Source organism: Promicromonospora sp. NPDC052451, assembly GCF_044547525.1.
GTDB lineage: Bacteria > Actinomycetota > Actinomycetes > Actinomycetales > Cellulomonadaceae > Promicromonospora.
Genome location: NZ_JBIUAP010000007.1, coordinates 69829 through 91706, shown reverse-complemented (window position 1 = coordinate 91706; position 21878 = coordinate 69829). Strand labels below are relative to the sequence as shown.

General features: G+C 73.8%; 22 protein-coding genes. 13 read left to right on the top strand and 9 right to left on the bottom strand.

The genetic code is table 11. The annotated features are described in order from the left end of the window. Positions 1 to 143 precede the first annotated feature (143 nt). From ACIG47_RS14165 to ACIG47_RS14150, 4 genes are all read left to right on the top strand, one after another. Positions 144 to 1835, top strand: coding sequence for an FAD-dependent oxidoreductase (locus ACIG47_RS14165; RefSeq protein ID WP_397431505.1), 1692 nt, complete (start codon positions 144 to 146; stop codon positions 1833 to 1835). A gap of 79 nt (positions 1836 to 1914) precedes the next feature. After that, positions 1915 to 4254, top strand: coding sequence for a carboxypeptidase regulatory-like domain-containing protein (locus ACIG47_RS14160; RefSeq protein ID WP_397431504.1), 2340 nt, complete (start codon positions 1915 to 1917; stop codon positions 4252 to 4254). Between the two features lie 74 nt (positions 4255 to 4328). Continuing rightward, positions 4329 to 5474, top strand: a complete 1146-nt coding sequence (gene solA / locus ACIG47_RS14155) for an N-methyl-L-tryptophan oxidase (protein WP_397431502.1) — start codon at positions 4329 to 4331, stop codon at positions 5472 to 5474. An 80-nt stretch (positions 5475 to 5554) separates the two neighbouring features. Then, entirely contained in the window at positions 5555 to 6055 is a 501-nt protein-coding gene (locus ACIG47_RS14150; protein WP_397414238.1) for a hypothetical protein, read from the top strand. Positions 6056 to 6072: 17 nt separating this feature from the next. Here the strand turns inward: ACIG47_RS14150 and ACIG47_RS14145 are convergent, their stop codons facing one another. Beyond that, on the bottom strand, positions 6073 to 7116 hold the full coding sequence (locus ACIG47_RS14145; RefSeq protein WP_397431500.1) for an aldo/keto reductase: 1044 nt from the start codon (positions 7114 to 7116) through the stop codon (positions 6073 to 6075). A gap of 76 nt (positions 7117 to 7192) precedes the next feature. Here ACIG47_RS14145 and ACIG47_RS14140 point away from each other — a divergent pair, with 76 nt between their 5' ends. Further along, entirely contained in the window at positions 7193 to 7729 is a 537-nt protein-coding gene (locus tag ACIG47_RS14140) for a TetR/AcrR family transcriptional regulator (RefSeq protein ID WP_397431499.1), read from the top strand. Positions 7730 to 7819: 90 nt separating this feature from the next. Further along, positions 7820 to 10012, top strand: a complete 2193-nt coding sequence (locus tag ACIG47_RS14135; protein ID WP_397431497.1) for a ricin-type beta-trefoil lectin domain protein — start codon at positions 7820 to 7822, stop codon at positions 10010 to 10012. A gap of 96 nt (positions 10013 to 10108) precedes the next feature. Here ACIG47_RS14135 and ACIG47_RS14130 read toward each other — a convergent pair whose 3' ends face one another. Continuing rightward, positions 10109 to 10855, bottom strand: a complete 747-nt coding sequence (locus tag ACIG47_RS14130; protein ID WP_397431496.1) for an SDR family oxidoreductase — start codon at positions 10853 to 10855, stop codon at positions 10109 to 10111. Between the two features lie 99 nt (positions 10856 to 10954). Here ACIG47_RS14130 and ACIG47_RS14125 point away from each other — a divergent pair, with 99 nt between their 5' ends. After that, a complete protein-coding gene (locus ACIG47_RS14125) occupies positions 10955 to 11788 on the top strand; it encodes a helix-turn-helix transcriptional regulator (RefSeq protein WP_397431495.1) in 834 nt (277 codons plus the stop codon). A 61-nt stretch (positions 11789 to 11849) separates the two neighbouring features. Beyond that, complete coding sequence (nhaA, locus tag ACIG47_RS14120; RefSeq protein ID WP_397414222.1) at positions 11850 to 13250, top strand: Na+/H+ antiporter NhaA; 1401 nt, start codon at positions 11850 to 11852, stop codon at positions 13248 to 13250. Positions 13251 to 13271: 21 nt separating this feature from the next. Here the strand turns inward: nhaA and ACIG47_RS14115 are convergent, their stop codons facing one another. Beyond that, positions 13272 to 13865 (bottom strand): DsbA family protein, encoded by a 594-nt coding sequence (locus ACIG47_RS14115; protein ID WP_397414220.1) that lies wholly within the window; start codon positions 13863 to 13865, stop codon positions 13272 to 13274. Positions 13866 to 13938: 73 nt separating this feature from the next. Continuing rightward, positions 13939 to 14505 (bottom strand): TetR/AcrR family transcriptional regulator, encoded by a 567-nt coding sequence (locus ACIG47_RS14110; RefSeq protein ID WP_397414218.1) that lies wholly within the window; start codon positions 14503 to 14505, stop codon positions 13939 to 13941. Between the two features lie 134 nt (positions 14506 to 14639). Here ACIG47_RS14110 and ACIG47_RS14105 point away from each other — a divergent pair, with 134 nt between their 5' ends. Beyond that, positions 14640 to 15482: an alpha/beta fold hydrolase gene (locus ACIG47_RS14105; RefSeq protein ID WP_397431494.1), complete on the top strand. Its 843-nt coding sequence runs from the start codon at positions 14640 to 14642 to the stop codon at positions 15480 to 15482. A gap of 229 nt (positions 15483 to 15711) precedes the next feature. Here the strand turns inward: ACIG47_RS14105 and ACIG47_RS14100 are convergent, their stop codons facing one another. After that, positions 15712 to 16128: a winged helix-turn-helix transcriptional regulator gene (locus tag ACIG47_RS14100; protein ID WP_397431493.1), complete on the bottom strand. Its 417-nt coding sequence runs from the start codon at positions 16126 to 16128 to the stop codon at positions 15712 to 15714. A gap of 124 nt (positions 16129 to 16252) precedes the next feature. On the opposite strand from ACIG47_RS14100, the gene ACIG47_RS14095 reads away from it, so the two are divergent. The 3 genes from ACIG47_RS14095 (at position 16253) to ACIG47_RS14085 (ending at position 18783) form a co-directional block, all read left to right on the top strand. Next, positions 16253 to 17095, top strand: a complete 843-nt coding sequence (locus ACIG47_RS14095) for an SDR family oxidoreductase (protein WP_397431491.1) — start codon at positions 16253 to 16255, stop codon at positions 17093 to 17095. A gap of 126 nt (positions 17096 to 17221) precedes the next feature. Next, positions 17222 to 17815, top strand: a complete 594-nt coding sequence (locus ACIG47_RS14090; RefSeq protein WP_397414209.1) for a cysteine hydrolase family protein — start codon at positions 17222 to 17224, stop codon at positions 17813 to 17815. Further along, positions 17812 to 18783 carry a GlxA family transcriptional regulator gene (locus tag ACIG47_RS14085; RefSeq protein WP_397431489.1) on the top strand — a complete coding sequence of 324 codons (972 nt, stop codon included), beginning with the start codon at positions 17812 to 17814 and terminating at the stop codon, positions 18781 to 18783. Before ACIG47_RS14090 ends, ACIG47_RS14085 begins: the two co-directional genes overlap by 4 nt. Positions 18784 to 18785: 2 nt before the next feature. Here the strand turns inward: ACIG47_RS14085 and ACIG47_RS14080 are convergent, their stop codons facing one another. Continuing rightward, complete coding sequence (locus ACIG47_RS14080; RefSeq protein WP_397431488.1) at positions 18786 to 19583, bottom strand: SDR family NAD(P)-dependent oxidoreductase; 798 nt, start codon at positions 19581 to 19583, stop codon at positions 18786 to 18788. Positions 19584 to 19671: 88 nt separating this feature from the next. Here ACIG47_RS14080 and ACIG47_RS14075 point away from each other — a divergent pair, with 88 nt between their 5' ends. Then, positions 19672 to 20523, top strand: a complete 852-nt coding sequence (locus tag ACIG47_RS14075; RefSeq protein WP_397431486.1) for a helix-turn-helix transcriptional regulator — start codon at positions 19672 to 19674, stop codon at positions 20521 to 20523. 40 nt (positions 20524 to 20563) lie between these two features. Here the strand turns inward: ACIG47_RS14075 and ACIG47_RS14070 are convergent, their stop codons facing one another. From ACIG47_RS14070 to ACIG47_RS14060, 3 genes are all read right to left on the bottom strand, one after another. Further along, the gene (locus ACIG47_RS14070) at positions 20564 to 20815 is read right to left on the bottom strand and encodes a hypothetical protein (protein ID WP_397431485.1); all 252 of its coding nucleotides are present in this window, start codon (positions 20813 to 20815) and stop codon (positions 20564 to 20566) included. After that, positions 20812 to 21282, bottom strand: coding sequence for a DUF2269 family protein (locus ACIG47_RS14065; protein ID WP_397431483.1), 471 nt, complete (start codon positions 21280 to 21282; stop codon positions 20812 to 20814). The genes ACIG47_RS14070 and ACIG47_RS14065 overlap by 4 nt, the downstream gene beginning before the upstream one ends. A gap of 116 nt (positions 21283 to 21398) precedes the next feature. Then, positions 21399 to 21785 carry a DUF1304 domain-containing protein gene (locus ACIG47_RS14060; RefSeq protein ID WP_397431481.1) on the bottom strand — a complete coding sequence of 129 codons (387 nt, stop codon included), beginning with the start codon at positions 21783 to 21785 and terminating at the stop codon, positions 21399 to 21401. Positions 21786 to 21878 lie beyond the last annotated feature (93 nt).

The window sequence follows — 21878 nt, the reverse complement described above, 5'->3', positions numbered from 1 at the left end:
GGGCCGGGCGGGGTGGCCCGGCACGATGGTGGCACCAGCGTAGGGCCGCCCGTGGCACCGGGGCGCGGGAAAGCGCCCGTCCGTGCGGGCGAACTTGCCCGGGCCGCCCGACGCCGGGCGGCGCGCCGTCTACGCTGTGCCGCATGGAGCACGACAGGCCCGTGATCCTGCTGGTCGCCGGCGAGCACGCCGACGTCGTCGAGCAGGAGTTCCGCGCCCGGTACGACCGGGACTACCGGATCGAGCTGACCGCGGGCGCGGAGGCCGCCCTGGACCGTGCGCGGGCGCTCGTCGCCCAGGGCGAGCAGATCGCGATGATCGCCGCCGAGCAGCGCCTGGACGACGGCACCGCGATCGAGCTGCTGCACCAGGTGCCCGCCGTCGTGGCGACCGCGCGGCGGGTCGCGCTGGTCCCGTTCGAGATCTTCGCCGAGAGCCTGGACGACCTGCGGGCCGCGACGATGCGGCGTGAGCTGGACACGTTCGTCATCCTCCCGCGCGGGCCCCGCGACGAGGAGTTCCACACCGCGCTGATCGAGCTGCTGTCGGAGTGGAACTGGTCGGTCGGCCGCCCCGTGGTGACGGTGACGGACCTGGTGGCGGAGCCCGGCGACCGGGCCGCCGCGGCGATCCGGGACCTGCTGGAGCGGCTCGGCTTCCCGTACCGCTCGCTCACCCCCGCCGACGACGACGCGCACGCCATCCTGGAGGCCGCCGGCCCCGGGGCGGAGCTGCCCGTGGTGAGCACGCACACCGGCCGCACGCTGTCGGGGGCGACGTCGGCGGCGGTCGCCGAGTCGATCTACGGCGGGTTCGACTCGATCCCGGACGGCGTGATCGCGGACGTCGCGATCGTCGGGGCCGGTCCCGCGGGGCTGGCCACCGCGGTCTACGCGGCGTCCGAGGGGCTGGCGACGGTGGTGCTCGAACGGGACGCGATCGGGGGGCAGGCCGGGTCGAGCTCGATGATCCGCAACTACCTCGGGTTCCCGCGCGGGATCTCGGGGATGCGCCTTGCGCAGCGGTCCCGCATCCAGGCGAGCCGGTTCGGCGCGCGCTTCTTCACGGGGCGCCCCGCGATCCGCGTGGAGCCCGGACCGCCGAACGAGCCCGAGCACCAGCACGTGCACGTCACGGGCGCGCAGCTCTGCGCGCGCACCGTCGTGCTCGCCACCGGGGTGGCCTACCGACGCCTGGGCGTGCCGGGAGTCGAGGAGCTCGTGGGTGCCGGCGTGTACTACGGCGCGGCCACGTCGATGGCGCGCGAGATGCAGGACCGCGACGTCTACGTGGTCGGTGGCGGCAACTCCGCGGGGCAGGCGGCCGTGCACCTCGCCAAGTTCGCCGGCGGGGTGACGATCCTGGTGCGCCGGGCGAGCCTCGCCGAGACGATGTCGGACTACCTGGTGCGCGAGATCGAGGCCACGCCCACCATCCAGGTGCGCACGCGGACGGTCGTCGCCGACGGCGGCGGCGAGGGCTGGCTCCAGTGGCTGCGCCTGGAGGACCTCGACACCGGCGAGCACACGAAGACCTCCGCCGACGGCCTGTTCTGCCTGCTCGGTGCGGAGCCGGACTGCGCGTGGCTGCCCGAGGGCGTGGCGCTCGACGAGCGCGGCTTCGTGCTGACCGGCCGCGACGTGCCCCGGGAGTCCTGGGTCGACGGGCACCCGCCCGCGAGCCTGGAGACGACGGTGCCGGGCGTCTTCGCCGTCGGCGACGTGCGTGCGGGGTCGATGAAGCGGGTCGCCTCCGCGAGCGGCGAGGGCGCGTCCGTGCTGCCGCTCGTGCACGCCCACCTGGCGCGGCTGCGCGCCCGCGAGTTCGGCGCCTGAAACCAGACATCCGACCGATAACGATGCATTCGCATCGTTCCGCGTGCGGTGCGCGCGGACCGCTCCTACGGTGGCGGCTGTGAAGCGGAGCACAGGGGGCCTGGGTGTACTGGCGGCGGCGGTGCTGGTCGCGCTGAGCGCGATCGCCCCGACGGCGACCTCGGCAGCGACGACGGCGGACTGGGCGGACTGGGAGCCGTTGACCGGCTCGGCCGGCGACTGGTCGACCACCATGCAGGTGCCCGCGGCGGGCTTCCCGGCCGCAGCGGTCACCTCGGACTCCCGCGGTGGCGTGGGCGTGATCTCGGGGGCGTCCTCGTGGCTGAGCGCCGCGACGCCGCCGGGCGAGGTGTTCGGGTCGAGCCGCGGCCAGCAGTACCTCAACCTGCGGCCGCAGGCCGACCGGCCCACGGCGCCGTCGACCACCACGTACACCTTCGAGCGGCCGACGCCGGCCGCCGGCTGGGCGTTCGTGCTCGGCGACATCGACGCGGACCGTGCGGTGGTGACGGCGCTCGACCCCGACGGCCGGGAGCTGTCCGCGGCGGAGCTCGGCTGGCAGGGCGGCTTCAACTACTGCGCTGCCGAGGGGGCGCCGTCGTGCACGGGCGACCCGGCGGACGTGCCCGCCTGGGACCCGGCCACGCGCGAGCTGATCGGCAACGCGGCCGCGAACGACACCTCGGGCGCCGCGGGCTGGTTCCGCCCCACGACGCCGATCTCCAGCCTGACCGTCGAGTTCTTCCAGCGCAGCGGGTTCCCCGTGTACCAGACCTGGTTCGCGTCGCTGGCCCGCGACATCGCCGGCACGGTCGACCTGGTCGACGCGTCCGGTGCCCCGCAGGGTGTGCTGCCCGGCGCCACCCTGACGCTCTTCGGCCCCGACGGCACCGAGCTGGCCACCACCACCTCGGACGACAGCGGGCAGTACGGCTTCCCCGGCTACACCGCGGCGCCGGGCTACCGCGTAGAGCTGACGACGCTGCCGGAGGCGGACGACGCGCACCCGTACGGGCTGGTCCCGTACGGCGAGCGGGTGGTCGCCGACCTCGACCTCACGGACGCCGACGCCACGGGCGTCGACTTCGCGGCCCGCGACATCGTGCCGGTCGCCGTCAGCGGCACCGTCCTGACCGAGGACGGCGAGCCGGTCCCCGGCGCGACGGTCACCCTCACGCCGGTCGGCGGGGGCACGCCCCGGACGGCCGTCACGGACTCCACCGGCGCGTACCTCGTCGACAACGTGGGCTGGGACGCCGAGAACGGGCAGCCCCAGGAGTACACCTTCGCGCTGAGCGACCTGCCCGACGGGTTCGTGGTGGGGGCGGTGCCGGACTCCGTCACCGTGGAGGTGGACCAGGAGGAGCCCAGCACCGGCAACGACTTCGTGGTGCGGGCACCGGCCTCGGTCTCCGGCACGGTGACGTCGGGCGGTGAGCCCGTCGCGGGCGCCGTCGTGACGCTGGAGGGCCCCGGCGGGACGGTCACCACCACCACGGCCGCCGACGGCACCTACCGCTTCGACGACGTCCTGGCGGGCGACCACGTCGTGAGCGTCGAGGCACCCGACGGCTACCGTGTCGACGGCCCGGCCACGCAGGACGTCACCGTGGGGAGCGAGGACGTGACCGGCGTGGACTTCGCCCTGACGACCCCCGGCACGATCGGCGGCACCGTGACCGACGACGCCGGCGAGCCCGTGGCCGGTGCGACCGTTACCGTGGCCGGGCCGGACGGCCCCGTCGAGCTGGTCACGGACGCCGAGGGCGGGTACTTCGCGGGCGACCTGCCGCCGGGCGACTACACGATCACCCTGACGGTGCCCGAGGGCTACACGGCCGGCACCACCGAGCGCTCGGTCACCGTGACCGACGCGGGGGAGAACTGGCTCACGGAGGACTTCGAGGTCGCCCAGGAGCCCGTCGAGCCGCAGGACCAGCCGGTCGGCGGGACGGTCACGGACACCGACGGCAGCCCCGTGCCGGGCGTCGAGGTGGTCGTGACGGACGGCGACGGACAGACCGTCGCCACCGCGACGACCGACGACGAGGGCGCCTGGGGCGCCGAGCTGCCGACGGGGTCGTACACCGCCGTCGTCCAGCCGGGTGAGGGGCACGTCGTGGAGGGTGACGACTCGATCGCGTTCGAGGTCACGGACGCCGCGGTCAGCGGCCTCGACTTCGTGCTGAGCGCTGCGGGCGAGGCCCCGAGCCCGGGCCCGGGGCCGGACCCCGACCCGTCGTCGGCGCCGTCGGCCGAGCCCGCACCGGGCACGCAGGAGCCGGGCGACCTGGCGGCGACCGGCGCGACGGTCGGTTCGGTGGCGCTGGCGGCCGGCGTGCTGCTCGCCCTGGGTGTCGCCCTGGTCCGCGGCTCCCGCCGCATGTCGGCCGCCCGCACCCGCCACCCGAACCGTTGAGCGCGGGGTTGTTCGTCGGTCAGGACCGGTCCTGGCCGACGAACACCCGGCACTCGACGGGTTAGCGTGGGGGCGTGAGCGTTATCTCCTCGGATGTCGTCGTCGTCGGGCTGGGTGGGTTCGGGAGTGCCGCGTTGTGGCGGCTGGCCGAGCGGGGTGTGTCCGTCGCCGGCATCGACCGGTTCGACGTGGGGCACGACCTCGGGTCGTCGCACGGTGTGACACGGCTGTTCCGGGTCGCCTGCATGGAGCACCCCGGGCTGGCGGCCGTGGCCCGGAAGTCCCTGGACCTGTGGACGGAGCTGGGGGAGCGGTACGGCGAGACGTACGTCGAGCAGACCGGCTGCCTCAGCGTGGGTGGCCCCGCCTCGCGCCCGATCCAGGGCACCACCGCGGCGGCCGCGGCGGCCGGCGTCGAGGTGGCGCACCTGTCGCACGAGGAGCTGGTGCGCCGCTACCCGCAGTACGCGGGACACGACGCGGAGACCGTGGGGGTGTTCGACCCCGAGGGCGGCCTGTGCTTTCCCGAACGGAACGTGCGGGCGCAGGTGCGCGCGGCCGCCGAGGCGGGGGCGCGGGTCTACCCGGGCACGCGTGTGACCTCGATCGAGCTGGTGGACGGCGGCGTGCGCGTCGTGACGCCGACCGCCGTCTTCGAGGCCGGCCAGGCCGTGGTGACGGCCGGTGCCTGGAACGCGAAGCTCCTGCCCGGCCTGCCGCTGCGTCCGCGGCGCACCCCGCTGTACTGGTTCGCTCCCCGGATGGACGCGGCGCAGTCGTTCGACCTCGCGCACTTCCCGTCGTTCATCTACGAGCTGGCCGACGGGCGCAGCGTCTGGGGGCACGGCAGCGGCGACGGTTTCCACATCAAGATCGGGCTCGGCGACCACGGCCACGACGACACGGACCCGGACGAGCTCGACCGCTACATCCACCCGCGCGCCGACGTCGACCGGCTCGCGTCCGCGGTCGCGGCGGCGTTCCCGCAGGTGGATCCGGTCCCGGTGAAGGCCATCCCGTGCATGATCACCAACTCCCCGGACGAGCAGTTCCTCGTGGGCCGGCCGGGCGGCGACCCGCGCCTGGTGATGGCCGGCGGGGACAGCGGCCACGGGTTCAAGCACGCTGCCGGCATCGGCGAGCTGCTCGCCCAGATCGCCGTCGGGGAGCGGCCGTACGGCGACATCGGGTTCATGGACCCGGACCGTTTCGCGGCGTAGGCCGTGCGAATCCGCCGGTCCTGCGACCCAGGTCTGGAAAGTGGCGCCGAGCACCCCCTGACATGCGGAAAGATGCGCCCATGAGGTTCGAGTACTTCACCGTCCCTGACGACGAGACCGCAGCGCTGACCGTCGACGGCGGCGACATCGAGGCGAGCGTGGCATCGCACGTCGTCGACCCCGCCTCGGTGCTGGGCCAGCTGGAGCGGCTGCTCGGCGGTCCGGTCGGGGACGACGGGCTGCGCAGCGCGCAGCTCGTCGCCGAGAGCCCGGACGGCGCCCGGCTGGTCATCCGGCTGTCCAACCACCTGGTCACGCTGTTCGGCATGGTGCGGCCGGCGACCCTGGACGACCTCGTCAGGCACTGGTCGCTGTCCCGGCGTTTCCGCCGTGCCGAACCGGAGGACCTGCGCGCCTTCGCCGCCGGCCTGAACGAGCTGTGCCAGGGCAGCGGCAGGCGCGTGTACTGCCGCGCGACGGCCGACGAGGCCGAGCTCACCGCGGCGATGGCACCCGCCGGCGCTGCGCCCGCGGGCGCGTCCGGGTCCGACGAGCCGCGGCCCCTGCCCCGGCGGCGCTGACCGCGCGGGGCTCCCCGTCACGCGGCCGGGACGTCGGGAAGGTCGAGCCGGCTCCGGTCGCCGTCGACGCCGTGGGCCAGCGCGCCGGCGACCTCGTCGTGCGGCACCCCGAGCCGGACCGCGCTCACCTCGTCGAGGCGCCGGTACTGCTCGGGGGTCAGGTCCAGGTCCGACGCGGCGAGGTAGCTCTCCAGGTGAGCGGGCGTGCGGGGGCCGACGATCGGGATCATCGTCGTCCGGGCACGGTCGCCCCGCCCGCGCAGCCAGGCGAGGGCCACCTGCACCGGCCCTGTGCCGGTCTCCTCGGCGACGGCGAGCACCGCGTCGAGCACGGCGTCGGCCCGTCCGCCGCCCGTGGTCGGCCCCGGGGCGCCGAGCCGGCCGGACTCGCCCCGCCGGTACTTGCCGGTGAGCAGACCGCCCGCCAGCGGCGAGTACAGGAGCACACCGAGGCCGTGCGCCTCCGCCATCGGGAACAGCTCACGCTCCGCCGACCGCTCGGCGAGGCTGTACTCGGTCTCGATGCCCACCACCAGCCGCCGGCCGGCCAGCTCGGAGCGCACGGCCGCGCCGGCGACCCGCCAGGCCGGGAAGCCGGAGAACCCGCCGTAGCGGATCTTGCCCGCGCGCCTGAGGTCGTCGAGCCCCTCGAGGATCTCCGACGTCGGGGTGATCCCGTCGGAGAAGTGCGGCATGAACACGTCCACGTGGTCGGTCCCCAGCCGCGCGAGCGTCTGCTCCAGCGAGCGGACCATCGTCCGGCGGCTGTTGCCGGTGGTGCCGGGACGCACCGGCACCGCGCGGCTCCCGGTGTACTTGGCGATCAGCACGTAGTCGTCGCGGTCCCGGCCCAGCAGCGAGCCCAGGACGGTCTCGGCCTCGCCGTCGCGGTAGATGTTCGACACGTCGAAGGTCGTGCCACCCGCCCCGACGAACGCCTCGAAGATCGCCCGGGCACCCTCCAGCCCGGTGGCGGTGGGCGAGGATCCGAACCCGGCCGTGCCGAGCACGTGGTCCGACACGCGGAGCCCGTGGTGTCGGCCGAGGATCTTGTAGCGCACGAGCGTCTCCCTTGCTTTCGGCAACCCGCGGTACGATCGGCGACGCTAGCATAAAAAAACGAACGGTCATTCTCTTATGCCCCGAGTCAGCCAGGCCCACCTCGACACCCGCCGCCGGCAGATCCTCGACGCCGCGCGCGCCTGCTTCGCCACGCGAGGCTTCGCCCGCACCTCCATGACCGACCTGGTGGAGGCGTCCGGCCTGTCCACCGGTGCGATCTACCGGTACTTCCGGAGCAAGGACGAGATCGTCGCCGCCACCTGCGACGAGGCGGGCCAGGCCCTGCCGGACGAGCTGACGGCCGTGTCCGTGCGCCGGTTCCTGGACGACCTCCGCACGCTGGCGCGCGAGCGGGACCATGCCCGGCTCGTCGCCCAGATCTATGCCGAGGCCGCCGTCTCCCCGCCTCTCGCCACCGTCGTCCGGCGGCAGCTCGCGGAGCTGCGCGACGCCGTCGCCGACCGCCTCCCCGCGCGCCCGCGCGACGAGGCCGAGGCGACTGCGGAGGCGTTCGTGGCGCTCTGCCACGGGTACACCCAGCAGCTCGCCGTGCGCGGCGACGTCGATCCCGAGCCGTTCGCCCGGGCGTTGACAGCGCTCGTCCGCCCGTAGGGGGTTTTACCTACTGACAGGTTAGTAAGTAAATCGGTAGGGTGAGGTGCCGCCGCGACGACGCGGCGCCAGACCCTGCCGGAGGCCGCCATGTCGCGTTACAGGTCACGTGTTCGGAAGGTGGTCGGCGCGCTGGGCGCCGTCCTCCTCGCCGGTCTGCTGGGGGTGGTCGCGTCCCCGGGCGCGGTCGCCGCCTCGACCGGCACGATCGTCGGCGCGGGGAGCGGCAGGTGCCTCGACGTGACCGACGGGTCCACGGCCAACGGCAACCGGCCGCAGATCTGGGACTGCACGTCGGGCAACGCCAACCAGACCTGGACCTTCGCCGACGACGGCTCCGTGCGCGGGCGCGGCAAGTGCCTCGACGTGGCGAACGGTTCGACCGCGGACGGCGCCGTCGTGCACCTGTGGGACTGCTACTCCTCGCTCGCGAGCCAGCGGTGGACCCTGACGGCGGCCGGAGACCTGGTCAACCAGGCCGCGAACAAGTGTCTCGACGTCACGGGCGGGGCCACGGCCAACGGGGCCACGGTGCAGCTCTGGACCTGCACCGGCGCCGCCAACCAGAAGTGGAGGCACAACGGGAGCTCCGTGCCGCAGCCGAACCCCGACCCGGTCCTGCCGGACCCGGCCAACCCCGACCTCGGCCCGAACGTGGCCGTGTTCGACACCTCGATGTCCGACTCGGCGATCCAGGCGAAGCTGAACAGCGTCTTCGACGCGCAGGAGACCAACCAGTTCGGCCCGCAGCGCCAGGCCCTGCTGTTCTACCCGGGCTCCTACGACGTCGACGCGAACGTCGGCTTCTTCACGCAGGTCGCGGGCCTGGGCCTGGTGCCGGACGACGTGAACATCAACGGCCACGTGCACGTCGAGGCCGACTGGTGGCCGGACGGCTCGCAGAACGCCACGCAGAACTTCTGGCGCTCTGCGGAGGGCCTGTCCGTGACGCCCGCCGACGGCAACGACCGGTGGTCCGTCTCCCAGGCGGCGCCCTACCGGCGCATGCACCTGCGCGGGGGTCTCGCCCTGTCCGACGGCGGCTGGTCGTCCGGCGGGTTCATCGCGGACTCGAAGATCGACGGCCAGATCAACTCCGGTACCCAGCAGCAGTTCCTCACCCGGAACTCCGCCATGGGGAGCTGGACCGGGTCCAACTGGAACCAGGTGTTCGTGGGCAGCACGGGGGCGCCGTCCAACAGCTTCCCGAACCCGCCCTACACGACCATCGGGGCCACACCGAAGGTGGCCGAGAAGCCGTACCTCTACGTGGACGACAACGGTTCCTACCGCGTCTTCGTCCCGGCGGTCCGGTCCGGTTCGGTCGGCACCACGTGGGCGAACGGCGACCCGGCCGGCCGGTCCCTGCCGATCGGCGACTTCCACGTGGTGCGGCCCGGGGACTCCGCGGCCAGCATGAACACGGCCCTCGCCGCCGGCAAGCACCTGCTGGTCACGCCGGGCACCTACCCGATCAACCAGACGCTCCAGGTCAGCCGCGCGGACACCGTGGTGCTCGGGCTGGGCCTCGCCACCTTCGTGCCGCAGGGCGGCATCGACGCCATGCGCGTGGCCGACGTCGACGGCGTGCGCCTGGCCGGCATCATGTTCGACGCCGGCACGGGCGGCTCGAACGTGCTGCTGCAGGTGGGCCCGGCCGGCTCGTCGGCCGACCACGCGGCCAACCCGACGGTGCTGTCCGACGTGTTCATCCGGGTGGGCGGCTCGATCGCCGGCAAGGCCGTGGTGAGCATGGAGGTCAACAGCGACGACGTGATCGGCGACCACGCCTGGATCTGGCGCGCCGACCACGGCAACGGCGGCACGGTGGGCTGGACCGTCAACACCGGCCGCAACGGCCTGATCGTGAACGGCGACGACGTCACGATGTACGGCCTGTTCGTGGAGCACTACCAGCAGTACCAGACCATCTGGAACGGCGAGCGCGGGCGCACGTACTTCTACCAGAACGAGATGCCGTACGACCCGCCGAACCAGGCCGCGTACATGAACGGCTCCACCGAGGGCTGGGCGGCGTACAAGGTGGGCGACGCCGTGACCGACCACCAGGCCTGGGGGCTGGGCAGCTACGCGTTCTTCAACGTCAACCCGGCGGTGGCGAACGCGCGGGCCTTCGAGGTGCCGGTGCGCTCCGGCGTGCGGTTCCACAACATGGTCACCGTGTCGCTGGGCGGGGTGGGCACGATCCGGCGGGTCATCAACGACACGGGGGAGACGGTCAGCTCGGCGCGCCAGGTCACGTACCTGACGACGGGGCCGTGACGGACTGATGTCCGTTCAGCAGGCTCCGGGCGACCGTCAACCCTCGAGCGACGGTCGCCCGGGGCCTGCTGAACGCGGGTCAGGAGGCCGAGGGCGTCAGCGCTGGGCCGACGGGCGCACGATGATCTCGTTCACGTCCACGTCGGCCGGCTGGTCCAGGGCGAACGAGATCGCGCGGGCGATCGCGTCCGCCGGGATCAGGTTGCGGCGGAACGACTTCATGTAGGTCTGCGCGTCCGCGTCGGAGATGTGGTCGGCCAGCTCGGTCTCGACCGTGCCGGGTGTGATGGTGGTGGCCCGGATGCTCGGGTCGGACTCCATCCGCAGGCCCTCGGTGACGGCCCAGGCCGCGAACTTGGTGGCGGAGTACACGGCCGACGTCGGGTACACCTCGTGCGCGCCGATCGACGCGACCGTGACGACGTGGCCGCCGCCCTGCCGCCGGAAGTGCGGCAGCACCGCGGCGATGCCGTGCAGCAGGCCGCGCACGTTGACGTCGATCATGCGGTCCCACTCCTCCACGAGGAGCGCGTCGAGCCGGGACAGCGGCATGACGCCCGCGTTGTTCACGATGACGTCGATGCGGCCGTGCTCCTCGACCACGGCGTCGACGGCCGCGCGGACGGCGTCGGCGTCGGTCACGTCGAGGCGGACGGCGCTCGCCGTGCCGCCGTCCGCCCGGATGCGGTCGACGACCGCGCCGAGGCGGTCGGTGCGGCGAGCGGCGAGCACCACGCGGTGGCCTTCCGCGGCGAGCCGGAGCGCCGTGGCCTCGCCGATGCCGCTGCTGGCGCCGGTGACGAGGACGGTCTTGGGGGTACGGGGTTCTGTGCCGGTGTTCATGGCTCCAGGTTCCGGAGCCGGGGGCCGCCGTGGAAGGACGGCGTCTTCCTGGGTGCACCGCACCCTGGCTCCGCGCCGCCGGGCGGGTACGGTCGAGGCATGACCTCCTCCCCGTCCCCGCTCGGCGACTTCCTCCGTGGCCGGCGTGACCGGCTCACCCCGGAGACGCTCGGACTGCCCGTCTACGGCCGCCGCCGCGTCGCGGGCCTGCGCCGGGAGGAGGTGGCGATGCTCACCGGCGTGAGCGTGGACTACTACGTGCGCCTGGAACAGGGCCGCGAGGTGAGCCCGTCGCCGCAGGTGCTCGACTCGCTCGGCGAGGTGCTGCGCCTGGACCACGAAGGCCGCCAGCACCTGTACCGCCTGGCCGGGCTCAGCCCCCGGCCGGAGCCCCCGGCCCCGGTCGAGGAGGCGGACGCGTCCCTGGTGGAGCTGATGCTCTCGTGGGCCGGCAGCCCCGCGCTGCTGTTCGGGCGCGCGTTCGACGTGCTCGCGGCCAACCCGCTCGGCGAGGCGCTGTTCGGCGGCTTCGCGTTCTCCCGGAACCTGACCCGTGCCACGTTCCTCGACCCCGCGGCGCGCACGTTCTACCCGGACTGGCACCGCGTCGCCGAGAACACGGTGGCAGGCCTCCGCCTGGCCGACGGGCTCACCCCGGGCCACCCGCGCATCCGGGAGGTCGTCGACGAGCTGCGGGTCAAGAGCCCGGACTTCGTGGCCATGTGGGACCAGCACGACGCGCGGGGCAAGCGGCTCACCGTCAAGCGGTTCCAGCACCCCGAGGTGGGGTACCTGGAGCTCGACGTGCACGCGTTCGAGGTGCGGGGCGCCACCGGGCAGGAGCTCGTGGTGTATCACGCGCGGCCGGGATCGGCGTCGGCCGAGGCGCTGTCGCTGCTGGGGTCCATCGCCGCGACCAGGGCGCTCGGCTGAGCGTGGTGCGTGTGGCCGAGCGCACGGGGCCGGCCGCCGCGGCGTCTGTCAGACTTGAGCCGTGACAGACCGGATCCCCACCGGAGTACCTACCCGGCCGGGTCCCCGGCCGCGCGTCGACATCCCGTACCCGCGCCTGTCCCCCGGGCTGCGCAGCTACTTCGCCACCGAGGGCGGCGGAGCGACGCTCCTGCTCGCGGCGTCAGCGATCGCGCTCGTGTGGGCCAACGTCGCGTTCGGCTCGTACCACGCGATGTGGGAGACGCCGGTCAACCTCACGGTCGGCACGTGGGAGCTGCACCTGACGCTGCACCACTGGGTCAACGACTTCCTCATGGCCGTGTTCTTCCTGGTGGTCGGCGTCGAGGTGAACCGCGAGCTCACGGTCGGCGAGCTGCGCAGCTTCCGTGCCGCGTCGGTGCCGCTGTTCGGCGCCATCGGCGGGCTGGCGGTCCCGATCGGCATGTACCTGCTGATCAACCCGTCCGGGCCCGACGCGTCCGGCTGGGGCCTGCCCATGTCCACGGACACGGCGTTCGTGATCGGCGTGCTCGCCCTGGTCGGCCCGCGCTGTCCCGACCAGCTCCGCATCTTCCTGCTGACCCTGGCGATCTTCGACGACATCGGCGCCATCGCCCTGCTCGGCATCTTCTACTCCGACGCGCTCATGGTGGGTGCGCTCGTGCTCGCGGCCGTGCTCACGGTCGTGCTGTTCGCCATGCGCTGGATCGGCATCTGGCAGATCGCGCCCTACCTGATCATCGGGGCGGTGCTCTGGGTGGTCGTGCTGGAGTCGGGCCTGCACCCGACGCTGGCGGGCGTCGTCGTGGGCCTCGCGGTGCCCACGGCCCGCCGCGGGCACGACGACGAGGCGCGCTGGTACTTCCGGATGTACGGCCGCGCCCTGATGGAGGAGCTCGATCCGGCACGCTCCCGCCTGGCCGTCAGCGCGGCCCGGTCGGCCGTCCCGACGAGCGACCGGCTGCTGGACGCGCTGCACCCGCTGAGCTCCTACGTCGTGGTGCCGGTGTTCGGGCTCGCCAACGCGGGCGTCGTGCTGTCGGGGGAGTCGATCAGCGCCGCGCTGGACAGCCCGGTGACCCTCGGCGTGCTGGTCGGCCTCGTGCTCGGCAAGGGCCTCGGCGTCTTCGCCGGGGCGATGGTCGCGCTGGTCACGGGGCTGGGCAGCCTGCCCGGTCAGGTGCGCTACGGGCACCTCGCGGGTGGCGCGTTCCTGTGCGGCATCGGGTTCACCATCGCCCTGTTCGTCAGCGAGCTCGCCTTCGACGACGAGGCGCTGATCAACGAGGCCAAGGTGGGCATCCTCGTCGGCTCCCTGCTCGCGGGCGTCATCGGCACCGTGATCCTGCGGTACTTCGGCGACCGGCTGCCGCTGTGCTCGCCGCACGAGGCCCAGGGGCCGCCGCCGCTGCCGGACGGGGCGTGGCGCGCGCCGGTCTGACGCCCGCCACCCCCGTCGTGGTCACCGGCGCCAGCGGGACGTCCGCTTGCGCGTCAGTCCCATCGTGTCCCGCAGGTCGGTGACCGTGACGTCGCCCTTGTAGGGCTCGCCGTTGACGAACAGCGTGGGCGTGCCGTGCACCCCCGCGTCGATGCCGTCCTGGTAGTCGGTGCGCACGGCGTCGGAGAACCGCTGCGCGGCGTCGCCCACCAGGGCGTCGGTGTCGAGCCCGAGCTGCTCCCCGTAACGCACCAGCGACGCGTCGTCGAGGCTGTCCTGGTGCTTGAAGAGCAGGCCGGCCATGGGCCAGAACGCGCCCTGGTGCCCGGCGGCCTCGGCGGCCAGGGCCGCCGTCAGCGCGTACGGGTGCGGCTCGAACAGGGGGAAGTGCCGCCACACCAGGCGGACCTGGCCCTCCGAGCCGTTGATCAGCTCGTGCAGCACGGGCTTGGCCGCGCCGCAGTAGGGGCACTCGAAGTCACCGAACTCCACGATCGTGAACGGCGCCTCGGGGTTGCCGAAGGCCCAGCGGAACGCGAAGTCGGGATCGTGCACCCCGCTCGGCAGCGCGAGCGGGGTGGCTTCCCGCGTGCCGTCGGATTCGTCGGTCGTCATGGCGTCATCCTCCCATCGGGCCCGTCGTGGCGGCGTGTGCCGGGGCGCACGGCGGGGTCGGTCGTGGTCGTGGTCAGGCCCGCGCCGTCGCGACGTCGAGCAGCGTCTCCGCCGCCGCGCGCGCGTGACGCGCGGCCTCCGGCGTGCCCGCGATGGCGGCGGTGGTCTGCGCGCCCTCGGCGAGGATCGCGAGCTGCGGCGCGAGCTCGGGCGGTGCGCCGACGTCGGCCACGAGGCGGGCGACGTACTCCTGGAAGGTCCGCTTCTGCTCGCGGACGGCGGCGGTGACCGCCGGTGAGGAGGCGCCGAGCTCGCCGTGGGTGTTGATGAAGGCGCAGCCCCGGAAGTCGGGTTCTCGGAACCAGGCGTCCAGGAAGTCGAAGATGGCCAGGATCCGTTCGCGGGCCGACGTCGCGCGCGCGGAGGTGGAGGCGAGCCCGTCGTCCCAGATCGTCGTGCGGTGGCGGAGCACGGCCACGATCAGCTCGTCCTTCGAGGCGAAGAGCGAGTAGATGCGCTTGAGCGAGACGCCGGCCGCCGTCCGTACGGCGTCCATGCCCACCGCCTGCACGCCGCGCGCGTAGAAGAGCTCGTCCGCGGCCCGGACGACGGCCTCCCGGGCGGTCTTCTCGTCGATCATCGTGTGCTCACTCCGATTCACCCTCTCCGGTGCCCCGCACGACTTGCGCGGAGAACGTTCGTTCTCTACTGTAGCTGACATCGGCGGAGAACGATCGTTCTCCGCCCGGAACGAAGGATCGAGAGGGCTGGATCATGGGTTTCATCACGGTCGACACCGAGAACAGCACCACCACGGAGCTCTACTACGAGGACCACGGCACGGGTCAGCCGGTCGTGCTCATCCACGGCTACCCGCTGGACGGCAACAGCTGGGAGCGCCAGTCGCGTGAGCTGATCGCCGCCGGCTACCGGGTCATCACCTACGACCGCCGCGGCTTCGGCAAGTCGAGCAAGGTGGGCGCCGGCTACGACTACGACACCTTCGCCGCCGACCTGAACGCGGTGCTGACCACGCTCGACCTGCGCGACGTGATCCTGGTGGGCTTCTCGATGGGCACCGGCGAGCTCGCCCGCTACGTCAAGAACTACGGCCACGAGCGCGTCGCCAAGCTCGCGTTCCTGGCCTCGCTGGAGCCGTTCCTCGTGGCGGCCGACGACAACCCGACCGGCGTGCCGCAGTCCGTGTTCGACGGCATCGAGCAGGCCGCCCGCAGCGACCGCTTCGCCTGGTTCACGCAGTTCTACCAGGACTTCTACAACCTGGACGAGAACCTCGGCAGCCGAATCAGCCAGGAGGCCGTGACGGCCAGCTGGAACACGGCCACGGGCAGCGCCCCGGTCGCGGCGTACGCCGTGGTCTCGGCCTGGATCGAGGACTTCCGGGCCGACGTCGAGGCCGTGCGTGCCGCCGGCAAGCCGTCCCTGATCCTGCACGGGACCAAGGACAACATCCTGCCGATCGACTCCACCGCGCGCCCGTTCCACGCCGCCTTCCCCGAGGCCCAGTACGTCGAGGTCGAGGGTGCGCCCCACGGCCTGCTGTGGACGCACGCGGACGAGGTCAACAAGGCCCTGCTGGCCTTCGTCAAGGCCTGATTCCCGGCGCCTGACCTGGTACCCGGGCGTGCGTGCCCGCGCCGGTGACCCCGCGCGGTGACGGTCGGGAGAAGGTCAGGCAGTCGGGAGAAGGTCAGGTGGTCGGTAGAAGGTCAGGTGGTCGGTACCTCGGGGTGCCGACCACCTGACCTCTTGCCGACCGCGCGGGCGGCACCGAGCGCGCCGGCGCCGCGCTGACCGCGCGGGCCGTGCCGCCGCCGCAAGGGGGTCAGCGGGGGAGGGGGCCCGTGTACGTGGCGCGCGAGCGTTCCACGTCGGTCATGTGCGCGTCGCCCCACTCGCCGAGGGCGGCGAACACGGGCTGGAGGCTGCTGCCGAGCTCCGTGATCCGGTACTCCACGCGCGGCGGCACCTCCGCGTAGATCCGGCGCTGCACGAGGCCGTCCCGTTCGAGCTGGCGCAGCCGCTGGGTCAGCACCTTGGGTGTCACGCCGATGCGCCGCTCCAGCTCGACGAAGCGCTGTGTCCCGTGGGCCTGCAGCACCCACAGGATGGGCGTGGTCCACCGGCTGAAGACCAGGTCGACCACGGGGGAGATGGGGCAGGCGGTGGCCGGGTCGTCGTCCGGCTGGGGGCACCACACGCTGCTCGGTCCCGAGGTGGTGTCCGGCGGGGTGCTCGACATGGTGGGCTCCAATACTTTCCTGAGGGAACCTACTGTATCCGCGCTCGTAACGTCGGCGGCACCGCGGCCGCGAGGGCCGCACGGCCCCGGTCGGGGGCCGTCTCGTACGCACGGAGGAGCGCACATGATCGTCGTCACCGGAGCCACCGGAAACGTGGGCCGGCCCCTGGTCGCCGAGCTTGCCCGGCGGGGCCACGAGGTCACCGCCGTGTCCCGGGCGGGCACCGCCCCGCACGCCCAGGCCCGGGTCCGCGGCCTGAGCGCCGACCTGGCCGATCCCGGCGGCCTCCGCGCCGCCGTCACCGGCGCGAGCGCGATGTTCCTGCTGGTGCCGGGCTCGGGCGAGCACCTCGACACCGAACGGATCATCGGCACGGCCGCCGAGGCGGGCGTGCGCCGTCTGGTGCTGCTGTCGTCCCTGGGCGCGGCGACGCGCGCCGACTCCGTCTCGCACGGGCCGCTCGCCCGGCTGGAGAAGCTGGTGCGGGGCTCGGGCCTGGAGTGGACGGTGCTGCGGCCCGGTGACTTCGCCAGCAATGCCCTGGCCTGGGTGCCGTCCGTGCGGGCGGAGCGCACGGTGCACGCGCCGTTCGGCGACGTGGCGCTGCCCGCCGTGGACCCGCTCGACATCGCCGAGGTCGCGGCCGCCGCCCTGGCGGACGACGGCCACGCGGGCCGCACCTACGCGCTCACCGGTGCGGCCGCGGTCTCCCCGCGCGACCGCACGAGGGCGCTCGCCGAGGTGCTCGGCACACCGCTCGTCTTCGCCGAGCAGACCCGGGAGCAGGCGCGTGCCGACATGCTCGCGTACATCCCGGAGCACGTCGTGGACGGCACGCTCGCGATCCTGGGGGAGCCGACGCCGCAGGAGCAGGCCGTCAGCCCCGACGTCGAGACCGTGCTGGGACGCCCGGCCCGGACCTTCGCGGACTGGGCGCGGCGGAACGCGGCGGCGTTCGCGGGGTGACGTCGCCGCCTGTCACGTCCGCCCCCTGGCGGTCCGGGGCGGGCCGGTACCGGGTGACCGGATCGGTCCGCCCCGCGACCTGATCCTGACTCCCGACGGGGCCGCGGACCGGCTCAGACTGGGGACATGAACAGAGCCTTGATCGTCGTGGACGTCCAGGAGTCCTTCCGTGTCCGGCCCCAGTGGGCCGACACCCTCAACCCGGGGATCGCGGAGCCCGTCAACCGGCTGGTCGACCTCGCCCGCGCGGCCGGCGACCTGGTGGTCTGGGTGCTGCACACCGAACCCGGTTCGGGCACCCCGTTCGACCCCGAGAGCGGCCACGTGCGGCTGTTCGCGGAGCTGCACGAGCCGCGCGCCGGCGAACCGGTGCTGCGCAAGACCTCGCACAACGCCTTCACCACGACCAACCTGCAGCAGGTCCTCACCGCCCACGGCGTCGGCGAGCTGCGGGTGTGCGGCATCCGCGCCGAGCAGTGCGTGGAGACGACGACGCGGGTCGGCTCCGACCTCGGGTACGCCGTGACGTTCGTCAGCGACGCGACGAGCACCGACCCGCTGGGCCGGTTCAGCGCCGCCGACATCCTGGAGCGTACCGAGGCGGTGCTCCGCGACCGGTTCGCGCGCATCGCGACCGTCGCCGAGCTCGAGGCCGAGGACCGGGCCAGCGCCGGGGACGCGGCGGGAACCCGTGCCGAGGTGGCAGCATCGGCGGGGTGACCACCGTCCTGTTCGTGCTCCTGCCCGGGGTCCACCTGCTCGACCTGGCGGGACCCGCCCAGGCGTTCTTCGCCGCGGGCGACTTCGGGCACCCGTACGACCTGCGGTACGTCGCGGGCGCGGCTGCGGCTGCGGGGGCGGACGCCGGGGCCGGCGCCGACCGCCCCGGTGCCCCCGCCGCCGTGGCACCGGTCCTCTCGGCGCAGGGCCTCCCGCTGCTCGCGGGGGCTGAGTGGCCGGCGCTCGGCGCGGACGACCTCGTCGTCGTGCCCGGGTGGCGCGTGGGGGACGACCGCCAGGCCTGGCCGCTCGTGAGCGACGCGGTCCGCGAACGGCTGGGTGCGCACCACGCGGCGGGCGGCACCGTCGCGAGCGTGTGCGCCGGCTCGGACGCGCTGGGCCAGGCGGGGCTGCTCGACGGCCGGCGCTGCACCACGCACCATGGGCTCCAGGACGAGCTCGCCGTGCGGTACCCCCGTGCGCACGTGGTGCGCGACGTGCTGTTCACCACGGACGACCGCGTCATCACCTCCGCCGGGATCGCCAGCGGCATCGACCTGTCGCTCCACCTGCTCGCGATGCGGCACGGTCCGGCCCTCGCCGCCCGCGTGGCCCGCGAGATGGTGGTGTACGCCCGCCGCAACGGCGCGGAGCCGCAGGCCAGCGCGATGCTGCGGCACCGGGCGCACCTCGACGACACGGTCCACACCGTGCAGAACCACATCGACACGCACTTCACGCACACCCTGCCGCTGGCCGACCTCGCGGCCCGTGCGGGTGTCGCGGAACGCACCCTGACCAGGCTGTTCACCCGGGCCGCAGGGCTGACGCCCCTGCGCTACCAGCAGCTGCTGCGGCTGGAGCGCGCCGAGCACCTGATCGGTCACGGCGCCACCGTCGAGTCCGCGGCGCACGCCGTCGGTTTCCAGGACCCGCGGATGCTGCGCCGGCTCCGGAGCGCCCGCTAGCGTCAGGCGCCCGCCCCGCCGTCCACCTGCAGCACCGCGCCCGTCACGTACGACGCGCGGTCGCTGAGCAGCCACGCGGCGGCCTCGGCGATCTCCTCGGGCTGCGCCGCACGGCGCAGCGGGACCCCGGGCGCGAGCTGCTCCATCAGCCCGGGCGTGTACTCCTCCCAGGTGCGGATCATCTCCGTGAGCGTGCCGCCCGGGGAGACGGCGTTGACCCGGATGCCCTCGGGCCCGTAGGTCACGGCCGCGGACTCGGTCAGGCTGTTCACGCCCCGCTTCATGGCCCCGTAGGCGGGCAGCACCGGGTTGGCCCGCAGGCTGCCGATGCTGGAGTTGTTGACGATCGCGCCGGTGCCCGCCGTGGCACGGATCGCGTTGATCTCGGCCACCATCGACAGCCACGGCCCGCGCAGGTTCACGGCGTAGACGCGGTCGAAGTCGGCCTCGGACACCTCGTCCAGCGGCTGCGGCGGGGTGAACGCCGCGGCGTTGTTGAACGCGATGTCCAGCCGCCCGTGCCGCGCCACGACCCGGTCGACGGCGGCCCGCACGCTGCCGGCGTCCGCCAGGTCGGCCACCGTGTGGTCGGCGGTGCCGCCTGCGGCCCGGACCTCCTCGGTCACCGCGGCAAGCTCGGACTCCGTGCGCGCCGCGAGGAACACGGCGGCGCCCTCCCGGGCGAACAGCCGGGCCGCGGCCGCGCCGATGCCGCGGCCCGCACCGGTGATGAAGGCGACCTTGCCGGCCAGGAGGCCGGTGCCGGTCGCAGGGGTGGTGTGGTGGGTTGTTGTGCTCATGCCGACGAGCCTGCGCCGCCCGCACCGACCGTAGCCAGGCACCGCCGGTACCTGGCTACGGTCGCGGCGGGCGCCGATACTCGGGGGTATGCACAGAGCCCAGCTCGCGACGTTCCTGCGCGGCCGGCGCGAGCGGATCCGTCCCGCCGACGTCGGCCTGCCCGCCGGGCGCCGTCGCCGGACGCCCGGGCTGCGGCGGGAGGAGGTGGCGCAGCTGGCCTTCATCTCCACCGAGTACTACACCCGGCTGGAGCAGGCCCGCGGCCCGCACCCCTCGCGGGAGGTGGTGGGCGGCCTCGCCCGCGCGCTGCGCCTGTCCGACGCCGAACGCGACCACCTGCACCAGCTCGCCGGGCTCCCACCGGGCCCGCCCCCGGGGCCGCCACGCACCGTGCGGCCGAGCGTCCAGCTCATGCTGGACCGGCTGCCGCAGTCCGCCGCGTTCGTGACCTCCGCCATGCTGGAGGTGATCGCCTGGAACGGCCTCGCGGCGGCCCTCATGGACGACTTCTCGGCGCTGTCCCGGCGGGACCGCAACCTGGCGCGCCATGCGTTCCTCGGCTCCGAGGACCGTGCGGACCGGCTGTACGGCGTGTCGGACGGCGACGAGTTCGCCCGCTCGGCCGCCGCCCGGCTGCGCCGTACCGCGGCCCGGTACCCGGACGACCCCGAGGTCGCGGAGCTGGTCGACGACCTGCTCACCGGCAGCCCGGAGTTCGCCGCGCTGTGGGCCGCGGGTGACGTGGACACCGCCCCCATGCTCCGCAAGACCTTCCAGCACCCCGTCGTGGGCCCGGTCACCGTGAACTGCGACGCGCTCGACCTCACCGACCAGGACCAGCACGTGGTGGTCTACACGGCCGACCCGGGGTCGCCGTCGGACGAGGCGCTGCGGCTGCTCGCGGTGATCGGCACCCAGCACATGAGCAGCGCGACCTGAGCGGGGCCGCCAGGCCCGGCCGGCGGCCCCGCTCAGGCGGTCAGGGCCGGCGGCTCGCCCGGTCCGCGAGCAGGCCGCCGACGGCGGGCACGAGCGCCAGCAGCCAGACGCGGTGCCGCCCGCGGGCCAGCGACGCCGCGGTGACCAGCACCGCGAGGTAGACCATGCCGTGCAGCGGTCCGACGGCGCTCGCGAGGCCCGGGTGGTGCACCGTGGCCAGGTTGCCGAGCAGCACCAGCACGGTGACGAGCTCCACCGCGCCGAGCACCCGCAGGGCCGCGCCGCCGGTCACAGCCCGGCCCCCGTCGTCGACCCGGGGCGGTAGACCATGAGCACCACCACGACCGCCCAGAGGAGGTTGAACACACCGGCGTGCACGGCGAGGCGGCGCGCCGGGTCGCCCTCCGCGGGAGCCGCGCCGTCCAGCGCCTCCAGCACACGCCGCTGCCCCGGCAGCACGAGCACGATCAGCACGGCGGCTGCCGCCGCGGTCAGCACCATGGACGTGATCAGCCACGCGTCGGACAGGACGCCCAGGCTCGCCCCCGTGGCGTACCCGAGCACCGGTACGGCGACGCCGACCACCGCGTAGACCCGCGTGACACGGTGCAGGAGGCGGGCCGCAGCGGCGGCGCTCGCGTCGTCGGGCGCGGCCAGCGCGCGCCGGGCGGCACGCGGGAACATGCTCGCGGTGATCGCCACCGGCCCGACGGTGAGGATGGCGGCCAGGACGTGCAGGGAGAGAAGGAGCGCGGTCATGCCGCGCCCGCCAGGGTGGTTCGCATGCGGTCATCGTCCGCGTGCGGGCCCGGGAGCCGACAGTGGCCCGGCTGCCAACGACCTCCGGGATCTGGCCAGGGGCGGGCGCAGGTCGTTCAGGTCAGCAGGCCCACGACCACCGCGAGCACACCCAGGGCGGGGACCAGACCCTGCTTGAGCGCCGCACCCCGCTTGGCGGGGTCGGAGACCACGAGTACCACCGACGCCGCGACCATCGAGCCGGCACCCGCGAGCACGAGCGCCGTCCCCGCCGCCGTCGACCCGGCCGCCGTCAGGACGATGCCGACCACCGTGACGATCGCGAGGAACAGGTTGTAGTACCCCTGGTTCAGGGCGAGCTGCCTGGTCGCCTCGGCCTCCTCGGCCGTCGTGCCGAACGTCGCCCGGGTGCGCGGGTCGGTCCACGCGAACGACTCCAGGCAGAAGATGTAGACGTGCACGAGGGCCGCGACGGCCGTGAGCACGAGTCCGGCGATCAGCAAGGTTGTCCTCCGGGTTCGGGGGCCGGGCGCCGACGGCGGCCGGGTGGTCGGCAGTATCTCAGGGCTCCACCCGCTCGTCCTCGGGAATAGCCG

Bases quoted from the DNA above. Each gene is read 5' to 3' on its own strand.
- ACIG47_RS14165 (WP_397431505.1), top strand. From the start codon at position 144: ATGGAGCACGACAGGCCCGTGATCCTGCTGGTCGCCGGCGAGCACGCC.
- ACIG47_RS14150 (WP_397414238.1), top strand. From the start codon at position 5,555: ATGAGGTTCGAGTACTTCACCGTCCCTGACGACGAGACCGCAGCGCTG.
- ACIG47_RS14140 (WP_397431499.1), top strand. From the start codon at position 7,193: ATGCCCCGAGTCAGCCAGGCCCACCTCGACACCCGCCGCCGGCAGATC.
- ACIG47_RS14135 (WP_397431497.1), top strand. From the start codon at position 7,820: ATGTCGCGTTACAGGTCACGTGTTCGGAAGGTGGTCGGCGCGCTGGGC.
- ACIG47_RS14130 (WP_397431496.1), bottom strand. From the start codon at position 10,855: ATGAACACCGGCACAGAACCCCGTACCCCCAAGACCGTCCTCGTCACC.
- ACIG47_RS14125 (WP_397431495.1), top strand. From the start codon at position 10,955: ATGACCTCCTCCCCGTCCCCGCTCGGCGACTTCCTCCGTGGCCGGCGT.
- ACIG47_RS14115 (WP_397414220.1), bottom strand. From the start codon at position 13,865: ATGACGACCGACGAATCCGACGGCACGCGGGAAGCCACCCCGCTCGCG.
- ACIG47_RS14110 (WP_397414218.1), bottom strand. From the start codon at position 14,505: ATGATCGACGAGAAGACCGCCCGGGAGGCCGTCGTCCGGGCCGCGGAC.
- ACIG47_RS14105 (WP_397431494.1), top strand. From the start codon at position 14,640: ATGGGTTTCATCACGGTCGACACCGAGAACAGCACCACCACGGAGCTC.
- ACIG47_RS14100 (WP_397431493.1), bottom strand. From the start codon at position 16,128: ATGTCGAGCACCCCGCCGGACACCACCTCGGGACCGAGCAGCGTGTGG.
- ACIG47_RS14095 (WP_397431491.1), top strand. From the start codon at position 16,253: ATGATCGTCGTCACCGGAGCCACCGGAAACGTGGGCCGGCCCCTGGTC.
- ACIG47_RS14090 (WP_397414209.1), top strand. From the start codon at position 17,222: ATGAACAGAGCCTTGATCGTCGTGGACGTCCAGGAGTCCTTCCGTGTC.
- ACIG47_RS14080 (WP_397431488.1), bottom strand. From the start codon at position 19,583: ATGAGCACAACAACCCACCACACCACCCCTGCGACCGGCACCGGCCTC.
- ACIG47_RS14075 (WP_397431486.1), top strand. From the start codon at position 19,672: ATGCACAGAGCCCAGCTCGCGACGTTCCTGCGCGGCCGGCGCGAGCGG.
- ACIG47_RS14065 (WP_397431483.1), bottom strand. From the start codon at position 21,282: ATGACCGCGCTCCTTCTCTCCCTGCACGTCCTGGCCGCCATCCTCACC.